9 protein-coding genes are annotated in these 11,924 nt (G+C 65.3%); 6 read left to right on the plus strand and 3 right to left on the minus strand.

Annotated features, from left to right (window positions below; translation table 11 throughout):
- Positions 1 to 1,596, plus strand: a 1,596-nt coding sequence (locus tag AB3X89_RS18200) for a translocation/assembly module TamB domain-containing protein (RefSeq protein WP_368584516.1), incomplete at its 5' end; no start/stop codon positions are given.
- A gap of 97 nt (positions 1,597 to 1,693) precedes the next feature.
- On the opposite strand, the gene metG is transcribed toward AB3X89_RS18200, so the two are convergent.
- Complete coding sequence (gene metG / locus AB3X89_RS18205; protein ID WP_368584517.1) at positions 1,694 to 3,829, minus strand: methionine--tRNA ligase; 2,136 nt, start codon at positions 3,827 to 3,829, stop codon at positions 1,694 to 1,696.
- Positions 3,830 to 4,229: 400 nt separating this feature from the next.
- Positions 4,230 to 4,883: an OmpA family protein gene (locus AB3X89_RS18210; protein WP_013088720.1), complete on the minus strand. Its 654-nt coding sequence runs from the start codon at positions 4,881 to 4,883 to the stop codon at positions 4,230 to 4,232.
- A 336-nt stretch (positions 4,884 to 5,219) separates the two neighbouring features.
- On the opposite strand from AB3X89_RS18210, the gene apbC reads away from it, so the two are divergent.
- From apbC to AB3X89_RS18235, 5 genes are all read left to right on the plus strand, one after another.
- Entirely contained in the window at positions 5,220 to 6,308 is a 1,089-nt protein-coding gene (gene apbC, locus AB3X89_RS18215) for an iron-sulfur cluster carrier protein ApbC (protein WP_368584518.1), read from the plus strand.
- Between the two features lie 130 nt (positions 6,309 to 6,438).
- Complete coding sequence (locus tag AB3X89_RS18220; RefSeq protein ID WP_018431686.1) at positions 6,439 to 6,975, plus strand: superoxide dismutase family protein; 537 nt, start codon at positions 6,439 to 6,441, stop codon at positions 6,973 to 6,975.
- A gap of 180 nt (positions 6,976 to 7,155) precedes the next feature.
- The gene (gene dcd / locus AB3X89_RS18225; protein ID WP_013088723.1) at positions 7,156 to 7,725 is read left to right on the plus strand and encodes a dCTP deaminase; all 570 of its coding nucleotides are present in this window, start codon (positions 7,156 to 7,158) and stop codon (positions 7,723 to 7,725) included.
- 90 nt (positions 7,726 to 7,815) lie between these two features.
- Entirely contained in the window at positions 7,816 to 10,101 is a 2,286-nt protein-coding gene (locus tag AB3X89_RS18230) for an Orn/Lys/Arg decarboxylase N-terminal domain-containing protein (protein WP_368584519.1), read from the plus strand.
- A 2-nt stretch (positions 10,102 to 10,103) separates the two neighbouring features.
- Positions 10,104 to 10,850, plus strand: a complete 747-nt coding sequence (locus AB3X89_RS18235; protein ID WP_368584520.1) for a lysozyme inhibitor LprI family protein — start codon at positions 10,104 to 10,106, stop codon at positions 10,848 to 10,850.
- Between the two features lie 31 nt (positions 10,851 to 10,881).
- Here AB3X89_RS18235 and AB3X89_RS18240 read toward each other — a convergent pair whose 3' ends face one another.
- On the minus strand, positions 10,882 to 11,808 hold the full coding sequence (locus AB3X89_RS18240) for a bestrophin family protein (protein WP_368584521.1): 927 nt from the start codon (positions 11,806 to 11,808) through the stop codon (positions 10,882 to 10,884).
- Between the last annotated feature and the right edge of the window lie 116 nt (positions 11,809 to 11,924).

Genomic DNA, 11,924 nt, shown 5'->3' on the forward strand with positions numbered 1-11,924 from the left:
GTGCGCACCGACCTCGTGTTCGACGGCGACTGGGACTTCTCGCTCGGCGCGACGGCGAGCGGCCACCTCGAGCTGCGCCGGCGCAGCGGCGACGTGACGGTCGAAATCGGCCGCGGTCTAGCGTCGATGGGCATTGGCGCGATCCGCGCGCGCGCCGAATTCACCGGCGGCAACCGGCTCAACGCGACCGTGCATGCGCAGGCGAGCCGCATCGGCGTGATCGATGCCGACGCGCACACGCCGCTCGTGCTGCGCGACGGCATGTTGACCGTCGATCCGCAGAGCGCGCTGTCGGGCAACGTCAACGCGAACGTGCCGTCGCTGCGCACGACGGGCGGCCTGCTCGGCCCGAGCTACCTGCTCGACGGCCGTCTCGCGCTGCAACTCGCGCTCGGCGGCACGGTCGCGAAGCCGAACGTGACCGGCTCGCTGACCGGCGACGGTCTGTCCGCGACGGTCGTGAGCCAGGGCGTGCAACTGAAGGACGGCGTCGTGCGCATCGCGCTGTCGCAGAACACGGTGGACTTCCAGCAGGTCGAGTTCCACGGCGCGAGCGGCACGCTGCGCGCGACCGGGCGCGTGCGCCTCGACAGCGCGGAGCCCGACATGACCGCGAGCATCGTCGCGGACAAGCTCGATGTGTTCGCGTCGCCGGACCGCCATCTGTCGCTGTCGGGCAGCGCGAACATTTCGAACGGCGGCGTGGAGCGCGGTCCTGTGATCGACGGCAAGTTCGTGGTCGATAGCGCGCTGTTCGATCTGCCCGAGCAGGCCGCGCCGAGCCTCGGCGACGACGTCGTGATCATCCGCCCGGACGGCACGCGCTCGGGCGGCCGGCCGCGTCCGACCGAAGGCGGTCAGCCGCCGGCGAGCCCGTTCGCGCCGCGCGCGAACATCGAGATCGGCCTCGGTAACGACTTCCGCTTCCGCGGTAAGGGCGCCGATCTCGGCCTCGCCGGCACGATCACTGCGACGAGCGCGCCGAATACGCCGCTGCGCGCGGTCGGCAATGTGCGCGTCACGCCGGGTTCGACCTACACCGCATTCGGCCGCAAGCTCGCGATCGAGAACGGCTTCTTCACGTTCAACGGGCCGGTCACGAATCCGGGCATCAACATTCTCGCGATGCGCCGCAACCAGCAGGTCGAGGCCGGCGTGCAGGTGACCGGCACGCTCCAGGCGCCGGTCGCGCGGCTCGTGTCGGAGCCGAGCGTGCCGGACAACGAAAAGCTGTCGTGGCTGCTGTTCGGTCACGGCACCGACCAGGGCAACAACCTCGGCCAGCAGAGCACGATGACGACGGCGCTCGCGCTGCTCGGCAGTGCGACGGGCGCGCGGATCGCGCAGACCGTCGGGCTCGACGAGTTTTCGATCGGCCGCAGCGACGTCGGTCTGACCGATCCGCAAGTCGTGATGGTGTCGAAGGCGATCAACGAGTGGCTCGTGATCGGCTATGAGCAGGGGCTGCAGTCGGCCAGCAATGCGATCAAGGCGACGATCAATCTGACGCGGTACTGGTCGCTGGTCGTCTACGGCGGCACGTTCTATGGCGCCGACGTGTTGTACACACGGCGCTTCGATCGGATCGCCTGGTGATGAGGGCAGCATAAAAAAACGGCACGCCTGGAAGCGTGCCGTTTTCGTCATACCTGCTTGCTGCGAGGTGGGGTGGGGCGCCCGAGCGCGCCGCGCGTTACTTCACGCGCATGCCGGGCTTCGCGCCGCTATGCGGCTCGAGCACGTAGAGGCCCGGTTCGGCCTTCTCGTCCGCGGCCGAGGCCGCCAGCACCATACCTTCGGACATGCCGAACTTCATCTTGCGCGGTGCGAGGTTCGCGACCATCACGGTCAGTTTGCCGATCAGCTGCTCCGGCTGATACGCGGACTTGATGCCCGAGAACACGTTGCGGGTCTTCTCTTCGCCGACGTCGAGCGTCAGTTGCAGCAGCTTGTCCGAGCCTTCCACCGCCTTGCAGTCGACGATTTTCGCGATGCGCAGATCGACTTTCGCGAAGTCGTCGATCGAGATGATGCCGGACTCTTCTTCCTTCGCGGCGGCGGCGGCCTTGGCGTGTGCCTTCGCCTTAGCCTTCGCGTCGGCCGCCGCCGCTTCCGGCGTGGCCTGCAGCGACTCGCGATTGGCCGCGAGCAGCGCCTCGATCTGCTTCGGATCGACGCGGGTCATCAGATGCTTGTACGCGTTGATCGGGCGCGCCGAGCTGAGCGGCACAGTGGCGTCGGCCCACACCAGCGGCTCGATGCCGAGGAACGCCTCGACCGCTTCGGCGAGCTTCGGCAGCACCGGCTTCAGCGCGAGCGACAGCAGACGGAACGCCTCGATGCTGACGCTGCAGGTCTCGTGCAGCGCGACCGCGTTGGCCGGGTCTTTCGCCTGATCCCAGGGCTTCGCGGTATCGACGTAGGCGTTGACCGCGTCGGCGAGCTCCATGGTCTGACGCAGCGCGCGGCTGTACTCGCGAGCCTCGTAGTGCGCGGCGATCTGCGGCAGCGCCGCGCGCAGCGTGCCGAGCAGCGGATGGTGCATCGCGCTGTCCTGCACTCGGCCGTCGAAGCGCTTGATCAGGAAGCCGGCCGCGCGGCTCGCGATGTTCACGTACTTGCCGACCAGATCGCTGTTCACGCGCGCCTGGAAGTCGTCCAGGTTCAGGTCGAGGTCTTCCATCGTGCTGTTCAGCTTGGCCGCGAAGTAGTAGCGCAGCCATTCCGGGTTCAGGCCGGTGTCGATCACGCTTTGCGCGGTGATGAAGGTGCCGCGCGACTTCGACATCTTCGCGCCGTCGACGGTCAGAAAGCCGTGCGCGAACACGTTGGTCGGCGTGCGATGGCCCGAGAATTCGAGCATCGCGGGCCAGAACAGCGTATGGAAATACAGGATGTCCTTGCCGATGAAGTGGTACTGCTCGGCGGTCGAGCCCTGGCGGACCCACGCGTCGAAATCGAGGCCGCGCTTTTCGGCGAGGTTCTTGAAGCTCGCGTAGTAACCGACCGGCGCGTCCAGCCACACGTAGAAGTATTTGCCGGGTGCGCCCGGAATCTCGAAGCCGAAGTACGGCGCGTCGCGCGAGATGTCCCAGTCGGCGAGCTTGGCTTCGCCGGCGTCGCCGAGCCACTCGCGCATCTTGTTGGTGGCTTCCGGCTGCGCAAGGCCGCCGACCCACGCGCGCAGGAAGTTCTCGCAACGCGGATCGGACAGGCGGAAGAAGTAGTGCGTCGAGGTCTTGCGAATCGGCGTCGCGCCGGAGACGACCGAGTACGGATTGACGAGCTCGGTGGGTTGATAGGTCGAGCCGCAGACTTCGCAGCTGTCGCCGTATTGGTCTTTGGCGCCGCATTTCGGGCACTCGCCCTTGATGAAGCGGTCCGGCAGGAACATTTCCTTGACCGGGTCGTATGCCTGTTCGATCTCGCGCGCGTCGATCAGCCCCGCTTCCTTCAGCGCGAGGTAGACGCTTTCGCTGAGCACGCGGTTTTCGTCGGAATCGGTCGAGTAGTAGTTGTCGAACGAAATGCCGAAGCTGTCGAAGTCGCGCTTGTGCTCCAGCCACACGCGATCGATCAGCTGTTTCGGCGTCAGTCCTTCTTTTTCCGCGCGCAGCATGACCGGCGTGCCGTGCGTGTCGTCTGCGCCGACGTAGTAGACCTCATGACCGTGCATTCGCAGCGCCCGGACCCAGATGTCCGTCTGGATATATTCGACCAGATGGCCGATATGAATCTGCCCGTTCGCATACGGAAGGGCCGACGTGACGAGAATCTGACGGCGGCCGGACGGCGCGCCTGCGGGGAGGTCGGTGGCGGGTGCTGACATAAGGATCGGGGTGCCTGCGGTGGGACGAAACGATGATTTTAGCAGGGCGCACGCCGCACGCGGGCCAGGCGCGGCGGGCTGGACGAGCGGAGCAGAAGGGGATGGGCGCTGCGGTGAGGGACAACCGGGGGCGACGCCTCGCGAGCGAGATGTAAAACCGCGCGGGCAAAAAAAACCGGGGTCGATAAACCCCGGAGCAACAACGACAAGAGGAGAATGGTGACGTGACGGCTTCGCCAGTCACGTACCGTAAAGACAGACCGCGGATTTTCCGTAGAGTTCGAAATTTTTTTCGATTTACCGACAAACCGGTCCGGCGGCTCATTCCGGACGCCAGCCGGGCTCGTTTGGCCGCAACGCCCGGCCGGCCCGGCGGCGCCTTCTCCCTGTTGACTTGCGCTTATTGCGTCGCGTGCTGGGCGGTGGCGCGCAGGTAGATCTCGACGCGACGGTTCGCCGCACGGCCGGCTTCGGTGTTGTTGTCGGCGATCGGCTGGTTCGGGCCCATGCCGGTCGCCGACAGGCGCTGCGGCGCGATACCGCGTTGCGTCAGATAGCCGGTCACGCTCTGCGCGCGGTTGACCGACAGCGTCTGGTTGTATTGCAGCGAGCCGGTGTTGTCCGTATGGCCGACCACCGATGCGACGACTTCCGGATTCTGCTGCAGCGTCTGCGCGAGCTGGTCGAGCACCGGCGCGAACGTCGGCTTGATCGCGTAGCTGCTGGTGTCGAACGTGACCGAACTCGGGATGTTCAGCTTGAGCGAGCCGTCCGGCTGCTCGGTGATCTGCGTGCCGGTGCCCTTGGTCGCGCCCGACATGCGGTTGCGGATGTTGTCCCAGTTGTAACCGGTGATGCCGCCCACCGCGGCGCCGGTCGCCGCGCCGATTGCCGCGCCCTTGCCGCCGCCGAAGATCGCGCCGAGCGCGGCGCCGGCACCGGCGCCCACGCCGGTGCCGACTGCGGTGTTGGTGCCCTGTTGGGTCGCGCAGCCTGCCACCAATGAGCCTGCCACGGCGAGTACGGCCACGCGAGTCATGATTCTTGCATTCATCTTGGTTTCCTTTCGTGTGCGAATAAACCAGCGGGTAGCGGTCAGTCTATGCACCGAAAATTACGGCAACGCAGCGACCACCCAGAAAGTTCAGGAACGATTCCTGCGCCTTGCTTCGCGCGGTCCGACAGCGAAGCAGGGTCTTCGGGCACCGTCTGCCGTCAGACACTACAATAATGCCTGAACACGCAGCGATGCGACCCTACGGCGTCCCGCGTGCCCCGAAGGGTGCCCGGCACGTTAGATTTTCGCAATGCCGCATAACAATTTCTTGCAATTCCGCCGCGTGGGCGATTCGTCCATCCTCACGCCGCACCTCTTCCCCACGGAGTATCAATGAGTATCGATCGGGCTTTGGTCGACGCCGCTGTCGCGGCCGTCACTGACCCCAACACGGGCGCACCGTACGCGGCCGCGAAGAGCATCCGCAACGTGGTTGTGGAGGGCGACGCGGTCAGCCTTGAGGTGACGCTCGGCTACCCGGCGAAAAGCCAGTTCGACGCGATCCGCCAGCAGTTCGCCGACGCGCTGCGCGGGCTGCCCGGCGTCGCGAACGTGCACGTCGAGGTTTCGCAGCAGATCGCCGCGCACACGGTGCAGCGCGGCGTGAAGCTGCTGCCCGGCGTGAAGAACATCGTCGCGGTTGCGTCGGGCAAGGGCGGCGTCGGCAAGAGCACGACCGCCGTGAATCTCGCGCTCGCGCTGGCGAGCGAGGGCGCGTCGGTCGGCATTCTCGACGCCGACATCTACGGTCCGTCGCTGCCTACCATGCTCGGTATCGAGGGCCGCCCTGAATCGCCGGACGACAAATCGATGAACCCGATGACCGGCCACGGCGTGCAGGCCAACTCGATCGGCTTCCTGATCGAGGCGGACAACCCGATGGTATGGCGCGGCCCGATGGCGACCTCGGCGCTCGAACAGCTGCTGCGCCAGACCAACTGGCACGAACTCGACTACCTGATCGTCGACATGCCGCCCGGCACCGGCGACATCCAGCTGACGCTCGCGCAGCGCGTGCCGGTCACGGGCGCCGTGATCGTCACGACGCCGCAGGACATCGCGCTGCTCGACGCGAAGAAGGGCCTCAAGATGTTCGAGAAGGTCGGCATCCCGATCCTCGGCATCGTCGAGAACATGGGTCTACACATCTGCTCGAACTGCGGCCACGAGGAGCACATCTTCGGCGCCGGCGGCGCCGAGCGCATGAGCAAGGAGTATGGCGTCGACGTGCTCGGCAGCCTGCCGCTCGACATCACAATCCGCGAGCAGGCCGACTCGGGCCATCCGACGGTCGCCGCGGACCCGAACGGGCGCATCGCGGAGATCTATCGCTCGATCGCGCGCAAGGTCGCGGTGCATATCGCCGAACGCGCGCGCGACATGAGCTCGAAGTTTCCGAACATCGTCGTGCAGAACACCTGAGCGGCCGTCCGGCCAAGGGATTAGGGGCGATCTCGATCCCTATTTTCATGAGCTCTCGCGGTATCATGTCGACTTCACGGGTTCGGCTCGGCGGCCGCAGGGGCGGCCGCCAGGCCGACAAGAGGATCGCATGGGAAAACGAATCGACGGGCACGCGGTACATGCGTTCATCGTCCTGACTGCCGGCTGTGTGCTGTTGAGCGGCTGTGGCGTCTTCCTGAGACCACAGGAAAAGCGCGCCGACGCGCAGTTACTGCCCACCGTAGGCAATCAGGCACACGGCCTCGTGACCTTTATCGAGCGCTCGGACGGCGTGCAGGTCACCTACAATCTCACCGGCTTGCCGCCCAATAGCGACCACGCGCTGCAGGTGCACGAGCGCGGCGACTGCAACGCCGCCGACGGCTCAAGCGCCGGTCCGGTGTTTTCGCCGGCGGCCGAACGGCTCAAGGCCGGCGCGCGCGTCGAGGGCGATCTCGGCAACATCCATGCGGACGCGAACGGCGTGGCCACCGGCTTCATCGTCGCGCCGGACGTCGCGCTCGACGGCATCCGCTCGGTGCTGCAGCGCGCAGTTTTGCTGCACCGCGACGCGACCGATCCCTACGCGTACCCTCAGCACGGCGCCGGCACGGCCATCGCCTGCGGCGTGATTCGCCAGCAGTGAACGGCGAGCGCGCTTTCGCCGCCAGGCCACCGCTCGGTGGCATACATGACGCCATCGGCGGCAGCGATTCCGTGATCGCGTAAAATAAGCGGCCTTCGCCGGCTGAGCGCCGCAGCGCCGCCGGCAGTTTTCATCTATCTTTTCGTCACACCTGACATTCACGTCGAGCAGCGTTCACCTATGACCATCAAATCTGACAAGTGGATCCGGCGCATGGCCGAGTCGCACAAGATGATCGAGCCGTTTGCGCCCGATCAGGTTCGCGTCTCACAAGACGGCCGGAAGATTGTCAGCTACGGCACCTCGAGCTACGGCTACGACATCCGCTGCGCCGACGAATTCAAGATCTTCACCAACATCAACTCGACGATCGTCGATCCGAAGAATTTCGACGAGAAGTCGTTCGTCGATTTCAAGGGCGACGTCTGCATCATCCCGCCGAATTCGTTCGCGCTCGCGCGCACGGTCGAGTACTTCCGCATTCCGCGCAGCGTGCTGACCGTCTGCCTCGGCAAATCGACGTATGCGCGCTGCGGGATCATCGTCAACGTGACGCCGTTCGAGCCGGAATGGGAAGGGCACGTCACGCTCGAATTCTCGAATACGACACCTTTGCCTGCGAAAATCTACGCGAACGAAGGCGTCGCCCAGGTGCTTTTCTTCGAAAGCGATGAGATTTGTGAAACGTCGTACGCGGATCGCGGCGGCAAGTATCAAGGTCAGCACGGCGTCACGTTGCCGAAGACCTGACGTCGGCAGCGTCCCGACCCACCAGTTATTCGGGTGACCGCTGCGCTTTCTACGTAACGCAGCGGTCGTTTTCTTTTTGGAGAATCGCCCATGAAGTTCCGTTTCCCCGTCGTCATCATCGACGAAGATTTCCGCTCCGAGAACATCTCGGGTTCCGGCATCCGGGCTTTGGCCGAAGCCATCGAGAAAGAAGGCGCGGAAGTGCTCGGGTTGACGAGCTACGGCGATCTGACCTCGTTCGCGCAGCAGTCGAGCCGCGCGTCGTGCTTCATCCTGTCGATCGACGACGACGAACTGCTGCCGTACGTCGACAACGTGGTCGTCGAAGGCGAGACACCCGAGCTAGCGGCCGCGATCGTCGCGCTGCGCGCGTTCGTGACCGAAGTGCGCCGCCGCAACGCCGACATCCCGATCTTCCTGTACGGCGAGACGCGCACCTCGCGCCATCTGCCGAACGACATCCTGCGCGAACTGCACGGCTTCATCCACATGTTCGAGGACACGCCGGAGTTCGTCGCACGCCATATCATCCGCGAGGCGAAGGTGTACCTGGATTCGCTCGCGCCGCCGTTCTTCAAGGAACTGGTGCAGTACGCGGAAGAGGGTTCGTACTCGTGGCACTGCCCGGGCCACTCGGGCGGCGTCGCGTTCCTGAAGAGCCCGCTCGGCCAGATGTTCCACCAGTTCTTCGGCGAGAACATGCTGCGCGCCGACGTCTGCAACGCGGTCGACGAACTCGGCCAGCTGCTCGACCACACCGGTCCGGTCGCGGCCTCTGAGCGCAACGCCGCGCGCATCTTCAGCGCCGACCATGTGTTCTTCGTGACCAACGGCACGTCGACGTCGAACAAGATCGTCTGGCACGGCACGGTTGCGCCGGGCGACATCGTGCTGGTCGACCGCAACTGCCACAAGTCGATCCTGCACGCGATCACGATGACCGGCGCGATTCCGGTGTTCCTGACGCCGACGCGCAACAACTTCGGCATCATCGGCCCGATCCCGCGCAGCGAGTTCGAACCGGAGAACATCCGCAAGAAGATCGAGGCGAATCCGTTCGCGCGCGAAGCGCTCGCGAAGAACCCGAACCTGAAGCCGCGCATCCTGACGATCACGCAAAGCACGTACGACGGCGTGGTCTACAACGTCGAGATGATCAAGGAGATGTTGGGCGAATGGCTCGACACGCTGCACTTCGACGAAGCGTGGCTGCCGCACGCGGAATTCCACGAGTTCTATCAGGACATGCACGCGATCGGCGCGGGCCGTCCGCGCATCGGCGCGATGATCTACGCGACGCACTCCACGCACAAGCTGCTCGCCGGCATCTCGCAGGCGTCGCAGATCGTCGTGCAGGATTCGAAGAACAGCCGCTTCGACAAGCACCGCTTCAACGAGGCCTATCTGATGCATACGTCGACAAGCCCGCAGTACGCGATCATCGCGTCGTGCGACGTGGCCGCGGCGATGATGGAAGCGCCGGGCGGCACTGCGCTGGTCGAGGAGTCGATCGCTGAAGCGCTCGACTTCCGCCGCGCGATGACCAAGGTCGACACCGAATACGGCGACGACTGGTTCTTCAAGGTGTGGGGCCCGGACCAGTTCGCCGAGGAAGGCATCGGCTCGCGCGAAGACTGGATGCTGCGTCCGGACGACGCGTGGCACGGCTTCGGCCCGCTCGCCGAAGGCTTCAACATGCTCGACCCGATCAAGGCGACGATCGTCACGCCGGGTCTCAACATGGACGGCGGCTTCGACGACACCGGCATTCCCGCGGCGATCGTCACGAAGTACCTGGCCGAGCACGGCATCATCGTCGAGAAGACGGGCCTGTACTCGTTCTTCATCATGTTCACGATCGGCATCACGAAGGGCCGCTGGAACTCGATGGTGACCGAGTTGCAGCAGTTCAAGGACGACTACGACACCAACCAGCCGCTGTGGCGCGTGCTGCCCGAGTTCGTCGCGCATCATCCGATGTACGAGCGTGTCGGCCTGCGCGATCTGTGCCAGCAGATCCACGGCGTGTATCGCGCGAACGACATCGCGCGTCTGACGACCGAGATGTACCTGTCGAGCATGGAGCCGGCGATGAAGCCGTCCGACGCATTCGCGAAGCTCGCGCACCGCGAGATCGACCGGGTACCGATCGACGAACTCGAAGGCCGCGTCACATCGATCCTGTTGACGCCGTATCCGCCGGGCATTCCGCTGCTGATTCCGGGCGAGCGCTTCAACAGGACCATCGTCAACTACCTGCGTTTCGCGCGCGAGTTCAACGAGCGCTTCCCGGGCTTCCATACGGATATCCACGGGCTCGTCGGCGAAATGGTCAACGGGCGCATCGAATATTTCGTCGATTGCGTGCGCATCTGACGATGGCGTGGGTGAAGTTGCTGACGGGCCTGCCCGCCATCGGGCGCTGGCGGCGCGGGGCCGGCGTGCTGGCGTTCGCGCTCGCGGCCGGCACGCTGGTGCTCGGCGCCATCGCGAGTCCGGCGGCGCATGCCGAAGTGGCCGCCGCCGATCCGATCGATGCGGCGATGCGCACCTGTCTCGCGCGCGCCGACATGTCGACGACGATCGGACAGGTGCAGTGCATGGACAATGCGCGCATCGGCTGGATGGCCGCGGTCGATAGCGCGTACCAGCAGTTGCTCGCGAAGGTGCCGCCCGCGCGGCGCAGGCTGTGGGAAAAGAGCCAGTCGAGCTGGCTCGCGTCGCGCGATGCCGAGAAGCAGTTGCTCGCCGCAGTCTTCGCGACGACCCAGGGCTCGATGTACGTGCTTTCCGAAGCCGACATGCAGCTGCAGCCGGTACGCGACCGCGCGCTCGTGCTGCGCAGCGCGCTCGCCGATGCGAGCGGTCCGGCGCCGCGCCGGCCGCGCGCGTGCAACGCCGATGCGCGCTGCGAACACGCGATGTTTGATCTGAACCGCTACTACCGTGTGCTCGAATCGAAGATGCCGGCGAAGTCGCGGCCCACGCTGATGCACGCGCAACGCGCGTGGAATGCGTATCTGACGGCATCGACGCCGCTCGTGGACGAACGCGGACGAATCGACATCATCGGCGCGCGCGTCGCGACGATCAAACGGCTCTCCGAAACGGCCGGCAACCACTGACGGCCGCCGAGCGGCGCGACCCGCCGCAGCTTCAATCCCATTGAACACCGTCTGCGCGCGGCTGCGGCGGCGCGAGCGCCGGCTCGCCGCGCAGATCGCGCATCGCATCCTCGATGATCGCGGACATCGTGTTGAGCGCGAGGTCGTTGTCGTCGGTGCCGAACGGCTCTTCGAGTTGCGACGCGATCGCTTCGTGCGCCATGAACGTGTACGCGACGAACACCGCGAACACCGGCGTGAAAATGCCGATGCTGTTGACGAGCCCGAACGGCAGCGACGCGCAGAAGAAGTACACGGTGCGGTGGATCATCACCGAATACGCGAACGGCAACGGCGTCGAAGCGATGCGCTCGCAGCCGCCGATCACGTCCGATAGTCCGTTCAGATTGCGGTCGAACGCGAGCACCGTGATCGGATCGAGTGCGCCCGCGCGCGCCGCGCGCTGAACCCATTCGCCGAGGCACAGCATCAGCGTGGCCGGCTTGTAGCGCGATCCCATCACACGTTCGAACAGTGCGCCGGGCAACCGCGCGGCAAGGTCGTCGCGGGCTTCGGTCTTGCGCAACTGGTGACGCAGCGCATGCGGAAGCGCGCTCAGTATCGCCAGAAACGCGGCGGCTTCCTCTTTGGGCAATTCGCGCGACGGCAGCGTCAGCGCCTGGCGCGTCAGCGAGCGCGACTCATTGAGCAATTGTCCCCACAGCTTGCGCGCTTCCCACCAGCGGTCGTAGCTCGCGTTGTTGCGAAAGCCGAGAAACACCGCGAGCGCAATGCCGACCAGCGAGAACGGCGCGATCGAGTTCAGATTCAGGCTGACGGGCAGCAGATGATCGTGCGCGGCGAGCGCAATGATCGAGATGACAAAGATCAGGAAAAGCCGCGGCAGCAACTGCGGCAGCACCGAGCCGCGCCACGCGAGCAGCATGCGGAACCAGTGGAGATGCGGGCGAATGATCATGGACGCGCGGTTCGTCTGAAGCGATAGAGCGCTTATTATCGGTCGCTTTTCGCGTCCCCCGAACAGAAAAACCCGCGGCGTGCGCATCACAGACGATGCACACGCCGCGGGTTCGT

This window comes from Paraburkholderia sp. BR14320 (genome assembly GCF_040948665.1).
GTDB classification, from domain to species: Bacteria; Pseudomonadota; Gammaproteobacteria; order Burkholderiales; family Burkholderiaceae; genus Paraburkholderia; species Paraburkholderia youngii.

Bases quoted from the DNA above. Each gene is read 5' to 3' on its own strand.
- metG (WP_368584517.1), bottom strand. From the start codon at position 3,829: ATGTCAGCACCCGCCACCGACCTCCCCGCAGGCGCGCCGTCCGGCCGC.
- AB3X89_RS18210 (WP_013088720.1), bottom strand. From the start codon at position 4,883: ATGAATGCAAGAATCATGACTCGCGTGGCCGTACTCGCCGTGGCAGGC.
- apbC (WP_368584518.1), top strand. From the start codon at position 5,220: ATGAGTATCGATCGGGCTTTGGTCGACGCCGCTGTCGCGGCCGTCACT.
- AB3X89_RS18220 (WP_018431686.1), top strand. From the start codon at position 6,439: ATGGGAAAACGAATCGACGGGCACGCGGTACATGCGTTCATCGTCCTG.
- dcd (WP_013088723.1), top strand. From the start codon at position 7,156: ATGACCATCAAATCTGACAAGTGGATCCGGCGCATGGCCGAGTCGCAC.
- AB3X89_RS18230 (WP_368584519.1), top strand. From the start codon at position 7,816: ATGAAGTTCCGTTTCCCCGTCGTCATCATCGACGAAGATTTCCGCTCC.
- AB3X89_RS18235 (WP_368584520.1), top strand. From the start codon at position 10,104: ATGGCGTGGGTGAAGTTGCTGACGGGCCTGCCCGCCATCGGGCGCTGG.
- AB3X89_RS18240 (WP_368584521.1), bottom strand. From the start codon at position 11,808: ATGATCATTCGCCCGCATCTCCACTGGTTCCGCATGCTGCTCGCGTGG.